At 29.6% G+C, this 21,446-nt stretch carries 16 protein-coding genes, 1 riboswitch and 1 other annotated feature; of the genes, 1 reads left to right on the forward strand and 15 read right to left on the reverse strand.

Translation table 11 applies throughout. The features are described from left to right. Positions 1-128: 128 nt before the first annotated feature. Positions 129-1,064, reverse strand: coding sequence for a DMT family transporter (locus ACH36K_RS00345; protein ID WP_411169090.1), 936 nt, complete (start codon positions 1,062-1,064; stop codon positions 129-131). A gap of 147 nt (positions 1,065-1,211) precedes the next feature. On the opposite strand from ACH36K_RS00345, the gene ACH36K_RS00350 reads away from it, so the two are divergent. Then, positions 1,212-2,561, forward strand: a complete 1,350-nt coding sequence (locus tag ACH36K_RS00350; RefSeq protein WP_411169091.1) for a PLP-dependent aminotransferase family protein — start codon at positions 1,212-1,214, stop codon at positions 2,559-2,561. Positions 2,562-2,715: 154 nt separating this feature from the next. Here the strand turns inward: ACH36K_RS00350 and ACH36K_RS00355 are convergent, their stop codons facing one another. The 14 genes from ACH36K_RS00355 to ACH36K_RS00420 form a co-directional block, all read right to left on the reverse strand. Further along, entirely contained in the window at positions 2,716-3,456 is a 741-nt protein-coding gene (locus ACH36K_RS00355; protein ID WP_411169092.1) for an amino acid ABC transporter ATP-binding protein, read from the reverse strand. 26 nt (positions 3,457-3,482) lie between these two features. Next, the gene (locus tag ACH36K_RS00360; RefSeq protein ID WP_411169093.1) at positions 3,483-4,250 is read right to left on the reverse strand and encodes an amino acid ABC transporter permease; all 768 of its coding nucleotides are present in this window, start codon (positions 4,248-4,250) and stop codon (positions 3,483-3,485) included. Positions 4,251-4,317: 67 nt separating this feature from the next. Then, entirely contained in the window at positions 4,318-5,148 is an 831-nt protein-coding gene (locus ACH36K_RS00365) for a transporter substrate-binding domain-containing protein (protein WP_411169094.1), read from the reverse strand. A 145-nt stretch (positions 5,149-5,293) separates the two neighbouring features. Next, positions 5,294-5,477, reverse strand: a riboswitch (Lysine riboswitch). A 250-nt stretch (positions 5,478-5,727) separates the two neighbouring features. Continuing rightward, the gene (locus ACH36K_RS00370; protein ID WP_411169095.1) at positions 5,728-9,510 is read right to left on the reverse strand and encodes a PAS domain S-box protein; all 3,783 of its coding nucleotides are present in this window, start codon (positions 9,508-9,510) and stop codon (positions 5,728-5,730) included. 294 nt (positions 9,511-9,804) lie between these two features. Then, positions 9,805-10,014, reverse strand: a complete 210-nt coding sequence (locus ACH36K_RS00375; RefSeq protein ID WP_411169096.1) for a hypothetical protein — start codon at positions 10,012-10,014, stop codon at positions 9,805-9,807. Between the two features lie 121 nt (positions 10,015-10,135). Further along, on the reverse strand, positions 10,136-10,237 hold the full coding sequence (locus ACH36K_RS00380) for a hypothetical protein (protein WP_411169097.1): 102 nt from the start codon (positions 10,235-10,237) through the stop codon (positions 10,136-10,138). Between the two features lie 13 nt (positions 10,238-10,250). Further along, positions 10,251-12,344, reverse strand: a complete 2,094-nt coding sequence (locus tag ACH36K_RS00385) for a 5'-nucleotidase C-terminal domain-containing protein (RefSeq protein WP_411169098.1) — start codon at positions 12,342-12,344, stop codon at positions 10,251-10,253. 405 nt (positions 12,345-12,749) lie between these two features. After that, a complete protein-coding gene (locus tag ACH36K_RS00390) occupies positions 12,750-13,733 on the reverse strand; it encodes an ABC transporter ATP-binding protein (protein WP_411170636.1) in 984 nt (327 codons plus the stop codon). 35 nt (positions 13,734-13,768) lie between these two features. Then, positions 13,769-14,740 carry an ABC transporter ATP-binding protein gene (locus ACH36K_RS00395; RefSeq protein ID WP_411169099.1) on the reverse strand — a complete coding sequence of 324 codons (972 nt, stop codon included), beginning with the start codon at positions 14,738-14,740 and terminating at the stop codon, positions 13,769-13,771. A 2-nt stretch (positions 14,741-14,742) separates the two neighbouring features. Next, positions 14,743-15,594 carry an ABC transporter permease gene (locus ACH36K_RS00400; protein WP_411169100.1) on the reverse strand — a complete coding sequence of 284 codons (852 nt, stop codon included), beginning with the start codon at positions 15,592-15,594 and terminating at the stop codon, positions 14,743-14,745. Between the two features lie 5 nt (positions 15,595-15,599). Further along, positions 15,600-16,553, reverse strand: coding sequence for an ABC transporter permease (locus tag ACH36K_RS00405; protein ID WP_411169101.1), 954 nt, complete (start codon positions 16,551-16,553; stop codon positions 15,600-15,602). Positions 16,554-16,629: 76 nt separating this feature from the next. After that, the gene (locus ACH36K_RS00410; protein WP_411169102.1) at positions 16,630-18,207 is read right to left on the reverse strand and encodes an ABC transporter substrate-binding protein; all 1,578 of its coding nucleotides are present in this window, start codon (positions 18,205-18,207) and stop codon (positions 16,630-16,632) included. Between the two features lie 95 nt (positions 18,208-18,302). Then, positions 18,303-18,544, reverse strand: a binding site (T-box leader). A gap of 144 nt (positions 18,545-18,688) precedes the next feature. Beyond that, on the reverse strand, positions 18,689-19,657 hold the full coding sequence (locus ACH36K_RS00415; RefSeq protein WP_411169103.1) for a hypothetical protein: 969 nt from the start codon (positions 19,655-19,657) through the stop codon (positions 18,689-18,691). A gap of 636 nt (positions 19,658-20,293) precedes the next feature. Then, a complete protein-coding gene (locus ACH36K_RS00420; RefSeq protein ID WP_411169104.1) occupies positions 20,294-21,328 on the reverse strand; it encodes a Cfr family 23S rRNA (adenine(2503)-C(8))-methyltransferase in 1,035 nt (344 codons plus the stop codon). Between the last annotated feature and the right edge of the window lie 118 nt (positions 21,329-21,446).

Genomic DNA, 21,446 nt, shown 5'->3' on the forward strand with positions numbered 1-21,446 from the left:
AGCTTGAATTAAAGAATATTAAATTTCTCAATTCAAGACTATAAATAAATTATTATAATGAAATAACACCTATAATAATTACTCTTCTCAAACTTTATTTATTAATTTTTAATATTATTCGCTTATGCTTAACTTTTACACTCCTCTGTTAAATCTCTAGATGTATTATCCAAAAAGTTAGTTCCAATTATTCCTAGTATAATCATAATTGCTCCAATTATATGAAAGTATTTTAATTCTTCTCCTAAGAAAATTACTCCTACAATCATAGTTATTAATGTTGAAAAGTTGCTAAATACGCTCATCTTAGATGCTTCTATCTTAGATAGAGCATAGTTTACTAGTAATGATGTCATTAGAGAAGATAGTATTCCTAAGTACACTATTGATCCTACAAACACCGGATTTGAAAATGGTTTAAAATAAATATTAATTGTTCCTTTGAAAATATGGTTAATAATAGATATGCTATTAAAAAATATAAATCCCATAGAATTTACTATATAAGTTAAAGAAATCGGACTATATCTTACTGACATTCTTTTTGATAGTACGTTATTTCCTGCAGATGAAATAGCTGATAAAAGAATAAGCAATATGCCTATAAAAATATTACTTTTTAAATTTATACCCTTCATAAAAAATATATAAGCTACTCCTAATACAGATATCAACATCGATATCTTTTGTAATGTACTAGGGTTCTCTTTTAAAAATATTATTGACAATATCATTGTAAAAATAGGGATAGTAGCTTGAATAATTCCTGCTTCTGAAGAAGAAATGTATACTAGTCCAAAAATTTGAAATCCAAAAAACATAATTGGATAAAATAATGAAAGAGGTAAAATACGAATTATATCTTTCTTATTTACATCTAACTTTATCCACCCTAACAAAACAGGTATGGAAGCAAAAATAAATGATACGGTAAACCTATGGGCTAATGTATCTAGAGGATTAGCTAAAGTTAATGTTAATTTTGAAAATAAAAATGATAACCCTGTTATAAGGGAATATAATATGGCAGCTATATACGCCTTTTTTTTATGTGAAAATTTCATTATGTATTCCTCCTAAAATTATATATTTATAGGCTTTAAATTTAAACTTAATAAGGTATGTTTATATATTAGTAAATTAATATATATGATACAATATTAATAAAAGCTATCTGTACCGATACAGAATTTAATTCAGAGGTAAAAACCATGTATAAATATTTAGAAATATTAAATAAGATTGAGAATTTAATTCAGAAAGGAGAATTTAAAGAAGGAAATAAGTTACCTTCTATTCGTGCTTTTTCTGATATGTATTGTTGCAATAAAAGTACTATAATAAGGGCTTTCAATGAATTAGAAAGAAAACATATAGTTTATTCTATACCCAAAAGTGGGTATTATCTTGTAAAAAGAAAAGTTAATTTTGATAATTCTAAAAGCTCTATATTGGATTTTTCATCTGCATCTCCAGACCCTCAAATTTTTCCATATTTAGATTTTCAGCATTGTATTAACGAAGCAATTAACATATATAAAAATGAGTTATTTATATATGGAACTTCTAAAGGACTGCCATCATTAATTAACGTTATTCAAAAGCATTTAGCTAACTATCAGGTTTTTGCAAATAAAGAAAATATATTTATTACTTCTGGAGTTCAACAAGCATTAGCCATACTAGCTAAATTACCTTTTCCAAATAAAAAAGAAACTATTTTAATAGAGCAACCTGGATATCATTTATTTATAGATTATTTAGAAACTCATAATATACCAGTATTAGGCATTAGAAGAACTAGTTCAGGAATTGATTTAAATCAACTTGAAAAATTATTTAGAACAAAAAGCATTAAATTTTTTTATACCATGCCACGATTTCATAATCCATTAGGAACCTCATATTCTCAAGAAGAAAAAAAGACAATAGTAAAATTAGCAAAAAAATATGATGTATTTATTGTAGAAGATGACTATTTAGCTGACTTAGAAAAAAATTCAAAAGCTGATCCATTATATGCTTATGATAATTTTTCTCATGTTATTTACTTAAAAAGCTATTCAAAAATTATATTTCCTGGATTAAGAATAGGAGTTGCTATCATTCCTGATGCTATTAAAAATGATTTTGGTAAATATAAAAAGCTTATAGATGTAGATAGTCCTATGCTCTCTCAAGCTGCATTAGAAATCTATATAAAAAGTGGTATGTTTGAGCGTCATAAACAAAAAATTAAAACCTCTTATTCTTTAAGAAGTACTTGCTTAAATTCAACGCTAGAGCATCAATATAAATATTACAGTGATATTTTTAAGTATCATTCTAATGAAAATCAATGTATTCATACCTATATAACTTTTAACGATAAAGTAAATAGGGAGCACCTTTTAAGTAATCTAAAAAAGAAATCTATCATAGTTGCTACTGAGCAAGGTCATTATTTAGATACTTTTCAGAAAGAAAAGATTTTGAAATTAAATGTGACAAACGTAAGAGAAGATCTTATTGAAAATGCTGTTATAGATATAATTCAAGAAATAAAAAATATGAAAATTTAAGTTATCATAAATAAATATACATTATTCTATAATTAAAACAAGTTAATATATAGACATATTAAAAACTATAATAAATTAAATTTATTATAGTTTAATGAAATGTTTTTCTTATAAAAAATCGCTACTATCAAAATTATTTTGACAGTAGCGATTTTTATATATTATTTAATGTACGTTTTAAAAATTCACGAGTACGCTCTTTAGTTGGATTATTGAATATTTTTTCTGGAGTGCCTTCTTCCTCAATAACTCCATTATTCATAAATACTACACGATCAGATACTTCTTTTGCAAATCCCATTTCATGTGTTACTACTAGCATTGTAAGACCGCTCTCAGCAAGTTCTTTCATAACCTTTAAAACTTCTCCTACCATTTCTGGATCAAGAGCTGATGTTGGCTCATCAAAAAGAATAACATCTGGTTCCATTGATAATGCCCTTGCAATAGCTACACGTTGCTTTTGTCCTCCAGATAACTGTTTCGGTTTAGCATTAATATAGTTACCCATGCCAACAACTTCTAAATATTTCATTGCCACTTTTTCAGATTCTTCTCTTGAACGCTTTAATACCTTCATTTGTCCTACAACACAATTCTTTAATACATTATGGTTATTAAATAAATTAAATTGTTGAAATACCATACCTAGTTTAGTACGATATTTATATATATTATGGTTATCATCCAAAATATTTTCTTCATTGTAAATTATCTCTCCACCACTTGGTTTTTCTAAAAGATTTATACAACGTAGAAGAGTTGATTTTCCTGACCCAGATGAACCTATTATACAAACAACTTCTCCTTTATTTACTGAAAAGTTAATATCTTTTAATACTTCATGTGTTCCAAAGGATTTATTTAAATGCTTTATATCTATTACTTTTTCCATATTCTCTCCTCCATTAAACTATACTACTACAGTACTTTCTTTTTACGTAGTATATTTTCAGGTGTTTCTACTTGCATTTGATTACCTGCCATAATGTAATTGTCTGGACCATCTATTTTTCTTTCTATAGCTCTTAAAATTCTTGTAATTGTAAATGTCATTACAAAGTAAATTATGCATGATACAAAGAATGACTCAAAATATCTAAAATTATTTCCTGCAATTGATTTAGTTTGGAAAAATAACTCTGATACCGAAATTACATTTAGTACAGATGTATCTTTTATATTTATTACAAATTCATTGCCTGTTGCTGGTAAAATATTACGAATCACTTGTGGTAATACTACATTAATCATTGTTTGAGAATGCGTCATTCCAATGGCTTGAGCCGCTTCGAATTGCCCCTTATCTACTGAAACAATACCGCCTCTAACTATTTCTGACATATATGCACCTGTATTAATAGATACTATAAATAAAGCTGCTACTATTTTATTTATATCTATCCCTAAGAATTGTGCTGATCCATAATAAATTACCATAGCTTGCACAATCATAGGTGTTCCACGGAAAAACTCTATATAAATTGAAAGAATAGCATTAATAAATTTTAAAATTCCTCTTTTAATTCCTCTATCTGGTACTGGAATAGTACGTACAACACCTACTAATAAACCAATTAATGAACCTACTAAAGTACCAACTATAGAAATTAATAATGTCATTCCTGCCCCACGTAAAAACATTGGCCAGTTATTTTCAACAATTCTTATTATCCATTCTATACTCATCTTTTATTCTCCTTATTAAATATAATAAGAGGGAATTGGTTGAATTTAACCAATTCTAACTCTAATATTATTGTGCTGCTGGTTGATTTTTAATAGCATTGTCCATTATTGTTTTTTGTTCTTCTTGTGATACACCAGCTAAAATTTCATTTATTTTTTTAGTTAACTCGCTATTTTTTGCAAGCCCTACTGCTATTGCTGTATCTTCTGGTGATGTTACAAATCCATCTTTGAATTCAATCATTTTAAAGTTTGAATTAGCCATTTGAGCACTTATAGCTTCTGGTCTTTCTGTTACATATCCATCAATTACTCCTGACTCAAGAGCAACCCTCATAGCTGGAAAATTATCCATAGCTGGTTGTATATTTACACCTGGAATTTGATCTATTACTGAATAATGGAATGTATTTAATTGAGCTGTTATTTTAGCTCCTGAAAAATCTTTTAATGAATTAGCATTTTCATAAGCTCCTCCATTTTTAACAAGCATAACCAAATCTGATGTATAATAGTTATCTGAAAAATCAATTGTTTCTTTACGCTTTTCTGTTGGAGACATTCCAGCTATTATTGCATCTATCTTACCTGATGTTAATGCTGGAACTAATCCATCCCACTCTGTTTTAACAATAACTAATTTTTTTCCTAAGCCATCAGCTATTTTTTTTGCAATTTCTACATCATAGCCTCCTGCGTATTCTGCACTTCCATCAATTTTTACTGCACCATTTGAATCATTCATTTGTGTCCAGTTAAATGGTGCATATCCTGCTTCAAGTCCCACCCTAAAGACATCTTCACCTTTATTTCCTGATGATTTTCCTGAGCCACACCCTGTTAGTGTTAACATTGCTGTCAATGATAATGAAATTAATAATGATAGTTTTTTCTTCATAGTAAATCCTCTCCTTTTTTATAATAAAAAAACCAACCTTTACTTAGGTTGGTGCTATCTTAAATATTCGGATAATTAACTATAAAAAAATAACTGAGCAAAGCTCAGGTCTACTTATATAATTAACCTAATCCTCATCTTTCCCATTTGAGATAGCACAACTTAATAAACCGGGACATTTATTAAGACAGTCCTGTAGCTCTTAACTACAGACCCAGCAAGTAATACTGAGAAATATTACAAACTTCGGCAAAATTCCCTTCTCATTAGCATCATCGCCTTCTCAAGCTCCACTAAAAACTGTTAAATTTTGCGCCTCTACCTCACATATAAAAGTGAGGTATTTATTAAATTATATATAGTGTACAATCTTATTTCATTATTGTCAATACCTAAAAAAGAATTTTTTCAATATTTTATTAATTTGAAAATTTAGAACAATATATTATAATTAAAAAATTTAAGAACCCTAAATTTCCTTAGGATTCCTAAACTATATGTTATACATTCTAATTTATATAAAATTTATTATTAAATTTTATATTTTAAATCTTTGAATGAAATTATTAAGCTTCTTTTTTATTCCTCATTTAGCGCCTTTTCAATGAATAATTTAACTATTTCTGGGTCAAACTGAGTTCCAGCATTTTTTCTTATTATTTCAATTGCATCAGATTTGCTTAAGTTTTTCCTATAAGGTCTATCTCTAGTCATAGCATCATAAGCATCAGCCACTGCTATAACCCTAGCTTGCCAAGGTATCTCTTCTCCTTTTAGTCCTTTAGGATATCCCTTTCCATCCCACCTTTCATGATGTGCTAAAGCATACTCTGCAATTGGTGCATATTCATTTAAAGAGCTTAATATCCTATATCCAATTTCAGGATGCCTCTTGATTTCTAGCCACTCAGAATCACTAAGCGAACTAGGTTTATTCAGAATTTTTCCATCAATGGCTATTTTTCCTATATCATGCATCAGTCCTGCCGTTCTAAGCTCTCTTATATTTGCATCACTTAAATTTAAAGTAGATGCTATTAAAGCACATAGTTCTCCGACTCGTATGGAATGCTTCTCTTCTCTTTCATTTTTTTCGTATAAAGTTTTTATTATTACCTCTATAGTCTTATACCTCATACTGGTACTTTCAGATAACTTCCGCCTATACATATAGTCTTCAGCTTTCTTAAATACTGCTAGCATTTCCTCATTCTCTTCTATTTTAGTTTTCCACCCATAAGAAATTGATACATTAATCGAATTAAATTTTTCCTTATCAATAGCACTATTTATTCGATTTAAAATCTTTTCTGTTTCCTCAGAACTAGTTTTAGGCAATATAATTGTAAATTCATCTCCACCTATTCTAGAAATAATATCCTCATTTCTACATTCTTTTTTTATCACCTTAGCAACTTTTTGTAAAAGTTTATCTCCCTCTAAATGACCAAAAGCATCATTAGTTAGTTTTAATCCATTGACATCAATTATAACAAGAGTTATTGGAAGATTACTTTTAGTATCTAACCTCTTTAATTCTTCTTCAAAAAATCTTCTATTATATAATCCAGTTAGTTGGTCATAAAAGCTTAAATATTCAATTTTTTCTTGCCTTTCTTTCTTCTCACTAACATCTCTAAATGCTAACGCTACTCCATTAATAACATCATTTTCACCTTTAATTGGAGCTGCATTATCTTCAATAAATCTTTCTTCTCCATCTTTAGATATTAAAATGGAATTATTACAAAGTTCAACTATATTACCTGTTCTTAGAACATTATATACAGGATTATTACACTTTTCTCTTGTAAATTCATCAATAAGATTAAATACTTCTTCTAATGGTTTACCAACAGCCTCTTCTTGTGTCCATCCCGTTAACTTCTCAGCTATTCTGTTTAATAGCAATATATTCCCATGACTATCAGTAGAAATAACGCCATCACCAATAGAAAGAAGGGTTGTTTTTAAACGTTCTTTTTCATCAAATATTATTTCTTCCATTCTCTTACGTTCTGTAATATCCTCCACAATACCTATTCCCCCTTCAATGCTCTTATCATCTGAAAGTATTGTGGCAAACATCACTCTTACTGATGTTATCTTGTTTCCTGTAAATGACTTGTAATTGCCCTCATAAGTTGTCTCATATCCATGAAGCGCTCTTTTTATTTCTTCTACTAACTTTTCATCTGATAGCTTAAGAGTATTCAACCCTATCAGTGCCTCACGAGATGATCCAATTATTTTTACAAAATTGTCATTACAATCAGTAATAACTCCCCTACTGTCAAAATGGTAAACACCAAGTGGAGAATATTCAAAAATCAAACGATATTTTTCTTCACTTTTCATCAGTTCATTTTCAACTTGCTTTCGATGATTGATATTACTACGAGTCCCACTCATTAATAAAGGCTTACCATTAGAATTCCATGAAGTTATTTTCCCCCTATCTTGTACCCAGATCCAACTACCATCTTTGTGCTTCATACGAAGTTCCATATCATAATAATCTATTTCTTTTGAAAATATTTTCTTTAATTGAATTCTACATTTTCTTAAATCTTCAGCATGAAAAAATCTTTTTAAATCTTTAGAATTAATTATTGATAGTTCATTAAACTTATAACCAATTATCTCTGCCCATCGCTCATTAAATACTATTTCTCCTTTTTCAATATCCCATTCCCAAGTACCTACATTAGTACCTTTTAGAATATTTTCTAATCTTTCTCTTTCTATCCTTAATAAATTCTCTGTTCTCTTTTGTGTAATAACCATACCTAATTGTCTAGTGTACATTTCTGCTATAATTTCATTATTAAAGCTTTTCTCGTTAGGCATAATAAAGGTAAAATCTCCGAGAATAGTATTATTTTTTAGAATTTTAATTACAATAATTTCTCCAATATCAAATGTATTTACTAATAGATCAAGTAGAGGTTTAGAAATAAAATCACCTGCAAATTCCTTTAACGAAGTAAACCGTGTAACTATCTTATCTTTTATTTTTTCAGCCCTTATTAAATCATACTCCCAGTTGTTACCCTCTATTTTTATACCTAACAACTGAATAGCTTTTTTTATTAAATCATTGTCACCTGATATAGCCATGGTCTTATATTGTTTGCCAACTTCATCATATAAATTGAATGCAGCAAATTTAGCTCTTGACATATGTAAAAAGTCATCAGTAATTTTTTGATAATTCAACTCTTTTTCATATAACTGTAGAAATTCTTCTGAAAAACTCACCATTTTTTTTAATAAATTTTGTTCTTCTATTTTTTCTGTAATATCACGAGCAGCAGCATATATTAAATTATCATATGGTTGACAACGCCATTCTATATATCTATAAGAACCGTCTTTGCATCTATATCTGTTTACAAGATTTAAAACCTGCTCTTGCTTTTCAAGTTTCCTAATAGCTTCAATAGTAACTTCAACGTCTTCAGCATGCACAAATTTCATAAAATTACTTTTCTCTATATATTCTTTAGAATATCCTAGGATATTTTCCCATTCCTTGTTGACATTAAGAAAATTACCTTCTGTATCCGCTATACATAGCAAGTCCAAATTTACAGAAAAAAACTTTTCCAATTCTTGTGTTTTTTTCAATAAATTATCTTCAAGTTTTTTTTGCTCAGTAAAATTAATAATACTTACAATATACCCTTTTTCTATTCCAATTTCAGTATGTTTAATATCTGCTTTGAACCACTGCTCACTATCCTGTAAAGGTGATTTATAAACAATAGATTCTTTTTCTCCAGAAACTACTGCCTTTTCAAAAGAAGAAATAAATATTTTTGTCAATTCTTCAGAAAAAAGTTCTTTAATAGTTCTACCAATAATTTTTTCCCTAGGCATAAATAGATAGTTATCATCAGAAGCAATTATATTATTAAATCTATAATCTTTATCTAGTTCAAAAATAATATCATTTAATGTGGTCAGTATAGCTGTCTTTTCTTCCACTCCTCTCATTTCTGCAGTTACATCAATAAAAATTGTTATGAAATAATATTCTTGTGGAGAGTATACTTTTACTCTGTACCAACGCTTTAAAATTTGTGAATATTGTTCGAATTCTTTTTCACCACCATTAATAGCAATTTCTCCATAAAGTTTTATCCAATCAAATTCATCTTTTTTAATTTCAGGTAATATTTCAGATATTTTTTTACCAACAATTTCTGAAGCCTTTAGACGTGTAATTTTTGCAAATGAATCATTAATTTCAAGAAATTCATAATCACAAGGATTACCTTGTTTGTCGCATATTATCTTGTGATATGCATATCCTATTGGCAATTTTTCAATTAATTGTTTGTAAAAATTATCGTTCATATATTATTACCTCCATATTTATTTTTAGTTAATTATTTGCTATTCATTTTTTGATACTAGCTATAAAATTTCTTTTCTCTCGTTTCTACTTATCCTTTAATACAAAGAATCTATTCCTATACTTAGGCAAACCGTAATTTATGGCGATGATTCCCGTGAAATTACTAATACACAGTTTTATATCACCATATATTTAAATATATATTATATATCGACATCATTCTACCATACTTGACAAAATATGATTGCTCGTAATAAAAATTAATAGTTACACTTAAGTAGTCTGCAACGTAATTAAATAGCAGATAAAATTAAAAAAGTAAACATATATAAATTACTTATTTCTTCTTTTAATTTAATTAAACCACCATGTTTATTAATCATAATTAATTCTTTTACTGGTTTAAACTCAATGTTATTAATGGGTACATTATTAGCTTTTAAAGATTTTATTAATTCGCTGTATAATAAGCAGTATTCTCTTTCAATTTCATAAAAAATCATTTAAATGAATTTCAAATATAATTTATACTTTACAATTCTGTAATTTTATTTACGAAAAAATATTCCCCCAAACCTAAGTCTGAGGGAATCTGAAAAGCACTTTAATATTTACTTAAAATCTTTAATACAATCCTATTTCTTTACTAGTAGCATAAACTATTTGAGAAATATCTTGCACACTTCCTCCAACAGAAGAAATATTAATGATTGATCCTTCCCCCACATTAATTAAACATTTATAAGCTAGCTTTCTTTTTTCTCTTAATCAAAATAGCTCCTGATAATATAAGTATGCTAGCAAATACTAAAATTTGATTTGGAGTAACTGCTGATCCTGTATTAGGAAGATTTCCTCCCTTACCTGCATCTTCACTAATTGAAGTGTTTCCCTTGTCAGTATCTACTTGATTATCTTCTGTATTTGTACCTGTTTCTGAATTATCCCCAGGATTAGTATTTGTTTCATTATCATCAGTATTATCTACCGGTAAATCCTTTTTATTTATAGAAGCTGTAGCAGTATAAACAACTCCATTTTTATCTGTTGTTGTAGGTATTTCCAATTCTCCACTTCTAACCAATTCAGCTACTTTTCTATAATCTGCAGAATCTCTATCTATTCCAACTATTCTCCAATTATCTTGTTTTTTACTTTCAACTACTCCATTTTTAACTTCTTTTATATATTTGATAGTTAAATTTCTTATAGTTCCTTCATCTTCTCCAAAAATTAATTTTGAATCAAAATCTGTTTTCTTAATTAAATCTTTTTCGTTTTCAAATATTCCACCTTTAGCTAAAAGCTGATCCATTCTATAGGAGTTCATTCCTAACTTAATTTTATCAGTATCTTTTATTGGTGCTCCATTTTTATACTTTAAATCTGTTATTCTGTTTCCTGATTCTTTAGTCAAATCAATTGTATAATTGATTCCACCAAAATAATCGTTTGTACTATACTTAGATGCTCTTCTTACAGGATTGAAACTTATAGTTATGTCTCCATCCTTTAATGTATTATAGTAATCCGCTGACCATTCCATATATTTTTTTAGTTGAGCTCCTGTAACTTCATATACTGTTACTTCTCCACCTGCATATGTATAATTAAATGCAATATCTTTTCTCTTTATCGGCCCTACATTAAGCTTAGCTTTTTCATTGTCTGTTCCTAGGGAAACTACATCAGCTTTACTATAATAAAGAGCTACTTCATGGAAAAGATCTATAAGAGGTGTATCTTCTAAGTGAATTGTTGGAATTCCTGGAATCTCATCTGGATCTACCATATTAACACCTTTTACTTCCCCAATTACAATATTTGCATCCGCTCTTAGTTTATCATGATAAGGCTTAACTAAAGCTTCAATATTTTTATCAGATTCTACCCCTTTAATAGTATAACTGCTGTCATTTAATGAACTCTTATCTAAAACTAGTTTGTTATTACTGTCCTTCTTAAAAGTAAGATCAACCCTTGATAAATATTGTCCATATTTTCCTGGCTCTACTATTCTTACTCCATTTATTGCCTTATCCTTAACTAATTGATGCATATGTCCTGCAAAAATAACATCAAGTTCTGGGCATGCATTAGCTACATCTGTTACACCAGTATCTGATATGTTATTTTCATTATCAACGCCCATATGCATAATTCCAATCATTGCATCTACTTTTCCATTTAACTCTGCAATAATTTTTTGTGTTTCTTCTATAGGACTTTTAAATTTCATAAATCCTATTTGCTCTGGTGTTTTAAATTGTTCAACCATTGGAGTTGTTATTCCAATAAGTGCAATTTTCAATCCATCTCTTTCAACTATTTTATAAGGCTCAATAAACCTTGTTCCATCCTGCTTATAGATGTTTGCTGATATAGGTGTCATTGTTGATCCTACTAATTGATCTGTTGCTCTTTTTAGAACATCAAGACCAAAATCAAATTCATGATTTCCTAATGTCCATGTATCATACTTCATTTCTTTCATTGCTAACAATATAGGTTGTACATCACCATCTTTAAATGTCTCAATAAAGTTACCTTGAATTGAGTCTCCTACATCAATCAAGATTGTATTCGGATTTTCCTTTCTTACATCAGAAACTACCTTAGAAATTTGTGATAAACTTCCTGATACATTTGCTGAATCAGATGCATAATCCCATGGTACTAATGTTCCATGTAAATCTGAAGTGCCAAGTATTGTTACTTTCACCTCTGATTTTTCCTCTGCCTGTACAGTTTTTCCATTAGAATAAATTGTTCCGTTAAGTAAAACTGCGGTGCTTAAGATAGTAGTTAAAACTCTTTTTCTAATATTTCTCATATTTTCATCCCCTTATAACTTTATATATAATCGATAAAATTATATATCATGAAAATTATAACACTGATATACTTTCATGTAAACATTTACCATGGTTTAGTTTGAGTAAAAAAACCTATTTAATACTAAATTCAAATGGTGTTATTTGTTTCAATATGGTATCTACACTCTTTATTAACATAGTTTTTAATGTACTTTGTTATTGTGGTAAATTCTGCACGTCCTAAAATATAACAAAATTTCTTCGCAAAAGGAAATAATAGTCTAAAGGTGAGACGCCTTATCTAAGTAATTCTAATGTTTTATACAAACAAATTGCCTTTTTATATCATAAAAAGGTAGTTTCCAAAGAAACTACCTTTTATCTTAAAAACATAAATATTAAAAACCATCTATCCTTATATTCTAATATAAGTGACAAGCTACAAAATGTCCAACTCCTACTTCCTTCATTTCTGGTTGAACCTCCTTGCACTTTTCTGTCGCATATGGACATCTAGTGTGGAATCTACAACCTGATGGAATATCTATTGGACTAGGTATATCTCCTTTAATAATTTGTATTTCAGAAGCCTTTGCTTTTTTAGGATCAGCTACTGGTATGGCTGATAAAAGTCCTTTTGTATATGGATGAAGTGGATTCTTATATAAATCATTACTTTCAGATATTTCCACTATTTTTCCTAAATACATTACTCCAATTCTATCTGAAATATGCCTTACCATAGATAAGTCATGAGCTACAAAAAGATAAGTTAATCCCATTTTTTCTTGTAAATCTTCTAACATATTTATTACTTGAGCTTGTATTGATACATCTAATGCTGAAATAGGTTCATCACATAATATAAAATCTGGCTCTGTTGATATTGCTCTTGCAATTCCTATCCTCTGACATTGTCCGCCACTAAACTCATATGGGAATTTTTCCATATCAGATTTTTTTAGACCACCCATTTCAAGTAATTCTTGTATTTTATTATCCCTTTCTTCTTTTGTTAAATTTGTATGCACTGCTAAAGGTTCATCAATTAATTCTTTAACATTCATGTTGGGATTTAATGATGAATATGGATCTTGAAAAATAGTTTGCATTTTTCTATAAAAACTTTTCATATCTCTTCTATTAAATCTAGCAATATTAGTACCCTCAAAAAATATATCTCCAGATGTTATATCATAAAGTCTAGTAATTGATCTTCCAAGAGTTGATTTTCCACAACCTGATTCTCCAACTAGCCCAAAAGTCTCTCCTCTTTTTATTTCAAAGGAAACTCCATCAACAGCTTTTACAAACTTCTTTTCACCTTTTAAAAACTGATTTTTTACTGGAAAATACTTCTTTAAGTCTCTTACTTCTATTAATACATCATTAGACTTCGTCACTATAACTTCCCTCCTAACTACTTATATTATAAATTTCTCTACTTCGCTAAGAAGCACATAGCTTTATGTGTATTACTGAAATTCTTATATACAGGCATTTCATCAAAACATTTTTTATTTGCAAATTGACATCTTTCTGCAAAGGGACATCCCTTAGGTGGATTTAAAAGAGATGGCGCTGAGCCATTTATTGGCTTAAGTCTTATCTTTTCATCACCTTCGATTTTAGGTATAGAATTTAATAATGCTTTTGTATATGGATGTTTAGCATCATAGAATATTTCATCTATAAGTCCTTCCTCCATTATTAGTCCTCCATACATAACCTCGACTCTATTACATAGACTAGCCACTACTCCAAGGTCATGAGTTATAAGAATAATAGACATATTATTCGTTTCTTTCAAGGATCTTAACAGGTCTAAAATTTGTGCTTGTATTGTGACGTCAAGAGCCGTTGTTGGTTCATCTGCAATTAAAAGCTTTGGGCTACATGCAAGAGCCATAGCTATTAGCACTCTTTGTCTCATTCCACCACTAAATTCATGAGGATATTGATCAATTCTCTTCTCTGGCATAGGTATTCCTACCTCACGTAAAACCTCTATTGCCATTTTTCTTGCTTCCTTTTTATTTATACCCTTATGTCTAACTAGTACTTCTACTATATGATCTCCTATTTTTTTTAATGGATTTAATGCAGTCATAGGGTTTTGAAATATCATAGCAATTTCTTTCCCTTTAATACCTTTTGCTTCCTTTGAATCTAATTTTAAAATATCTTTGCCATCAAAATAAACTTCTCCGGAATCTATCTTCGCATTTTCTGGAAGTATTTGCATTACTGATCTCATAAGTACACTTTTTCCACTACCAGATTCTCCAACAATTCCAAGTATATCACCAGAATTAACATGGAAGCTGACCCCTCTTACAGCTTCTATTTTATTATTTTTACTGTAAAAATTTGTTTTAAGATTGTTAACTTTAAGAAGTGTTTCATCTTTCATACTTATCTTTCACCCCCTGAAACTTTAGGTTCAACAAATACTCTTAAGACATTACCTAATTTATTAAATGAGTATATTGTTAATACTATTAATAATCCTGGTAATATGGCCATATAAGGAGCACTTTGTAAGTTTGTTTGAGCATTTTGAAGTAGGCTTCCCCAAGAAGACATAGGTTGCTGAATTCCAAGTCCTAGGAAACTTAATGAGGATTCCGTCATTATTGCACTAGCAATACTTGATGTTGAAGCTATTATTATAGTAGGAAATACACTAGAAATTATATGCTTAAATATTATTTTATTAGATGATTCCCCTATAGAAATTGCATAAAGAACATACTCCCTCTCCTTTATTGAAAGTGTTTCTGCACGAACTAACCTTGCAGTTTCCATCCAAGAAAATAAGCCTATTACAATTATTATTGCTTGAAGCCCTGGCTTTAAAAATATGCTTATTACAGTTACTAATATCATCCATGGAATAGATGATATTAAATCAACAAATCTCATAAGAATACTATCTATCTTTCCACCAAAATATCCACTTATAGTACCAAAGGCTACCCCTATGCTAGTGGAAATAATCATAGCAAGGACTCCAACTGTAAGAGATACTCTTCCTCCATATACAGTTCTTACAAAATAATCCCTTCCTAACTCATCTGTACCGAATAAATGAGTTAAACTAGGGGATTGCAGTATATTTGATGTATTTGTAACATCAGGATCTATAGGTATTACAAATGCAAATGTTGAAATAACTACTATAAATATTAGAAATCCTATTGAAATTAAAGCACTCTTATTTCCTTTAAGTTCATCCTTAACATTTTTTATTCTTCTACTATTCATATTTCTTACCCCATTTCCTTTATTCTAGGGTCAATCAGAGAATATAGTATATCGGATAATAAGTTACCTATTATAACTAAAGAAGATGATAATAGTAAAATTGCCATGATAACTGGATAATCTAAGGCACGAACAGCATTTACAAAATATGGCCCAACTCCTGGCCATCCAAATACTGTTTCTGTTATCATTGCTCCTGTAATTAACATAGGTAATGCCATACCACTCTTTGTGACTATAGGTAAAAGTACATTTTTACATACATGGTTAAAAAGTATTTCTCTTTTACTTGCTCCAAAAGCATTTTGTACAATTACATATTCTTCTGAAATTTGTCCTATAGTTGATGATCTTACATATCTTATTAAATCTGGTAAATATGCAATAACTAAGACAGTGCCTGGCATTATAAAGTGAAGTAAGAAATCTGAAACTGAGCCTTCTCTCCCTATAGTGTTCATACCTAATATAGGCAAAATGCCAAGCTTATATCCAAATACAAATATCATAATCATCGCAAACCAAAAGCTAGGTATGGCTATGCCTATTGAACAAAAAACATCTATTATTTTGTCTACTATTTTATTTTTATTTGAGCCCGATATTAAACCAAGAACTATTGATATTACAACGGCAATTAAATAAGATGGTAATACTAAAGCAATAGTTGCTGGTATTCTTGCAACCAAATCATTTGAAATACTTTCATGAGTTATTATTGAATATCCAAACTGTCCACTCAATACTCCTTTAAGCCATAAAAAATATTGAACATACACTGGTTTGTCAAATCCGTATTTAGCCTTTATAAGGTCTACTGTTTCTTGTGGCATCTTTGGCGTAATCATTGTATCAATTGCATTATATGGGGCTAACTGAATTAAAACAAAACATATTATAGAAATTAATAATACCAATGGAATCGCTTGAAGGATTCTTTTTACTATATATTTTGCCACTTACTCTCACTTCCTTAATAAAAAATTATATATTGGGAATAAGATCTTATTCCCAATATATTAAAATTCAAATTTATTATTTAAAATATAATTTAGACATATCTTCAAAAGTATAAACTGGAACTAACTTAGCCTCTTCTACTCCACCTAAGTTAGAATTCATAACTACAATTCTCTTATTTTCAAGTATTGGATAAAAATACGCATTATCTTGAAGTTTCTTTTGAACATTATTGTATATTTCTTTTCTCTTCACCTCGTCAGTTTCTACTCTTCCAGCATTAAATAAATCATCAATTTCTTTATCCCCAAAATGACTATAATTAGATGGGCTATCTGATGTAAATAATGAATTAAATGTATCAGGATCTATTCCCATAATATATCCACCTAGGAACATATCATAATCAGTATCTTTATTTTTCATTTGTTGACTTATTGCTGTTGACTCACCTGCAGCTAGTTCAACATTTATTCCTACAGCTTTAAGATTTTGTTGAATTATAGCATCTTCTTTTTGGGAAGGCACATCATTTGAAGAATAACCAAGCTTAAGTGTAAGCCCAGAGACTCCAGCCTTTTCTAAAAGTTCTTTAGATTTATTTTGGTTAAAATCATACTTTTCAACATTATCTGTATGGAATGGATTTTCATTTGGAAGGAATGTATAAGCTTCAGCAGCATACTCTTCTGATCCAAAAGCAGCATTAATTAAATCTTTTCTATTTAATCCATATAATATTGCTTGTCTCACATTAGCATCCTTAAGTTTTTTTGAATTAGAATTAAGAACTAGGTAACCCACTCTACCTTCATCATATTTGTAAGTGGTTAAGCTATTATTCTTTTCTAAATCGGATAAATCGCTTGATTGAACAGATAATGCATTAATTTCTCCTTTTTGAAGAGAAAGTTTAGCTGTATTAGCATCTGGTATTACTCTAAAAATAACATTTTGAATATTTGGCTTTCCTAAGAAATAATCATCATTTTTTGTAAACTTTACATATTGACCAGCTTTGTATTCTTCTAACTTATATGGTCCAGTACCTACTGGTGTTGCATTTTTAGGACTATTTTCAAAATTAGTCTCATCCTTATAGATATGCTCTGGCATTATAAAGATGTTAGCTAAAAGCTCAATTCCAGGTGCACTAACTTCTGGAAGTGTAAAGTCAACTGTATAATCATCTACCTTTGTAACCTTTACTGGTTCTCCATTAAATATTAATTGGCTATATGCCCAACCAGCATTTTTTTCTTTTAACATTTCATTATAGGTGAAAACTACATCGTCTGCAGTAAAATCTTCTCCATCACTCCACTTGACACCTTGTCTAAGTTTTGCTGTATAAGTTAATTTATCTTCTGATTGTGTCATACTTTCTGCAAGAAAATAATTAATTCCATCTGCATTATACATATATAACGGTGAATACAATGCCTTTATTGTCATTAATCCAAAACGATCACTTGTTGTTATTACATTTACAGAATTACCTGGATCACCTGGTATTCCATATACAAAAGTATCTGATTTAGCTGCAGTTCCATTAGCATTTGAGCTTGTCCCTTTATTTGTTCCGCATCCTGTCAATATCATTGCTGCGGTTATTATTCCTGTTAATATTTTTGATAGTTTTTTGAATTTCATTTTAATCCCCCTTAAGATTAATTTATATTTATAAGAATTAGAGCCTTTGTTCTTCAAACTCCGGATTTTGAAAAACAAAAAACTCCGCCTCTATTTTCAGAGGCGAAGCTTTAACTTCGCGGTTCCACTCTGATTTTTATGCAATTGCATAAAATCTCATCAATTCGGTACAAACATACCTCAACGCTTTAACGGGCGTTCCCGCTGAAATCTACTATTATTTCGATTCAGGGCTCAAAGATGCACTTCAATTAAGTTCCACCTAAAATCTCTTTCAGCCTAGGAGATTTCTCTCTGTAAATTTTCCTTAACTTACTCTTCTTGTCATAGCCGTTAATTCCTATCGGATTAGTGTGTATTATATACTCATTATATGCACATTTTTTTTATTTGTCAACGCTTTTTCTGTGACTTCACTTTAATTTATTATATTTTAAATATTTCTAGATTTATATTTGGACAGCAAAATAATTTTTGCCTCTTATTCTATACCACATGCTTTTTTTAGTTCTTCAACTGTCCCGTGCTTCTTACCATTTAAGTCAGATAACCATTTATTCTCATTATTACGATCTATTGACTTAGCATTATTGAAGTTTTCAGGATTAGTAATTCTAGTAGCGACAGCTCTTGTTATAGTAGAAACTCTACACTTAGCTATTCCATACCCAGCATTTATATCCGGCTTAGACCCATTAGATGACCAATAATATACAATATCATCGCGATTTCCATTCTTATCGTAAGAAACAGTTTTATCTAGGAATAATACCAGATGTCCACGTTCGTCACCCTCACTATTATTATCATCACACCCAATACCATCATTCCAGAAAATTTTTAAAAAATCAAATCTCTCTACTTGGCTCCATGCATTATAATAATCCTTCTCTTTACTATACTCACTTCGAGAGCCAATATAATAATTTTTACCTGCATCTAACTCATTAACTAATACAGCTATACCAGGCCCATTTGCATTAGCTCTCCCCCAGCAACCAAATCCATCATCCTGCCTTGCTTGAATTAAATTGCCAGAATCATCTTTCTCATCAAGTGTATATGGTTTTAAATTTACCCATGCCTCTTTAGAAATAACATTCTCTTTTTGAAATTCATTCCATATTGATAGACTTTTTAATAACAACATATAAATAGCTGATGAACAAAATGAAGGCCTTGCCTCATCAACATCAATAACGGGAGTATTTGATTTAGAATCTAACTTATATGCTTTATCCATTCCTTCCCAAGCATTTTGTTTAAAACCTTCTAGATGTTTGAAACCAGTATAATAACCTCCTTTATCATCAAATAATTCCATTGATTTTAAAGCAGCATCATTCCATGTTGATTTCTTCTTTGCTTTAATAGAAGAATCATATCCAATTAATGAGAACGATAGGCATATAATAACTCCCATTGAAAAATACTTTAAATATCTTTTCATTTTCCCAACCCCTTTTAATTATTAATTAAAATAAAAATAACCCATTTATCTTCATTATACATTTTTTATCCTATATGTAAATATATTACATAAATATAACTGATATTTGTAATTTTATTTCATAAACCTCTTAGAATTTTTAACATAGATAAATTTCTGTAAACTAAAAAGCACCTTGCCCGCAGGATATTCGAGCGTTGCTTCTTTTATCGGCTTTATAATAATAATGTGATCTTCTATGCTGATTAACCTTCCTCGTTTTCCCCAAAGATCGCATCTAACTTTTTTCTAAGAGTATATCTCGTGTAGTTACTATAAATCTCTATAAAGTAACTACAAAACGGCGACTTTAATTTTTCAAAAGCTGCCGTTAGTCGGTTAATTTTCATTTTAACATGAAGATTCTCTGCTATATTTATGTAAGGTGAGACCATAAAGCCCCTAATGAATGTGCTAACTTTTTTCTAAGAGTGTATCTCGTGTAGTTACTATAAATCTCTATAGAGTAACTACAGAAAAGTCCCTCAAATCTAAAGTTTGAGGGACATACAACACTCTTCAATATTTAATTAAAAATCTTCAAGACCTTTAAAATGAGGCTATTTCTTTACTCAAATGAATATTTTTGAACTAACATTATAATTCATTTTCATAACACAACTGTCCGCAAGCAGCACTAATTTCAGAACCAAATTGTGTTCTAACAGTTACACTAATACCAGCTTTCTTTAGTATACTGCAAAACTGCTTGATAGCACTTGAAGATTGAAATTTAAAAGTTGTTTTATCCGTAGAATTATAAGGTATCAAATCAATGTGATATAAATGCTCCCATGAACCACGATTTTTCAATAAACCTACAACTGCCTCTGCATGTTCTTTTGAATCATTAATTCCTTCAAGCATAATATAAGCAATAAACACTCGTCGTCCCGTATGAATGATATGTTCATCTAATGTTTTCATTACATCATTCAATGGAAATCTTTTATTTATAGGCATTAAATCACTTCGTTGGCTTTCAAATGGTGAATGAAGTGAAAAAGCCAGATTCACTTGTGGAAATTCTTTGGTCAATCTTTGAATTCCCGATATAATGCCAATTGTTGAAATAGTAATTCTTCGTTGACTTAACCCAAATAAATTTTGATCAGTTAAAATTTTTACTGCATCAAATAACTCTGGATTTGCAAAAGCCTCACCCATTCCCATAAATGAAATACTATTCAATATATGGCCATTAAAATAGAAATAAAGTAATTGATCAGTTATCTCATCAGCAGTAAGATTGCGTTTAAATCCAGCACTTCCTGTTGCACAAAAACGACATCCAAAACCACAACCACATTGGGAAGAAATACAAAACGATTCCCACCCCTGTTTATACTTTAGTCCAACAGCTTCTATTCTTTCTCCATCATTCAATTCGAATAACAATTTTTGAGTTTGTTTAGAATTTTGTAAAAAAATAGGTATTACACTAGATACATTATTTCCAAACTCATTTACTAAAGCCATCCTTAACGTTTTTGGTAGTATATGCATATCATCAAAATCACCTATTCTTTGATGAAAAATAGCTTTTGTAAGCTGCTCGTATCTATAATCAGGTAATTTCAAATCCGATACTATTTGTTTCATTTTTCCATATTTCGTTTTTGTCTGTTTCACGTAGGCTTCCCCCTCACTATTAATAGTTAGGAAGCAAAGCCAGTATAATTAGCGACTTATACTACTCCATGCAAGCGTCGCCCAAAACATCTAGCTTTGCATGGAGCCTATTGTGTGT

This window comes from Clostridium sp. MB05 (genome assembly GCF_046581255.1).
Classification (GTDB): domain Bacteria; phylum Bacillota; class Clostridia; order Clostridiales; family Clostridiaceae; genus Clostridium.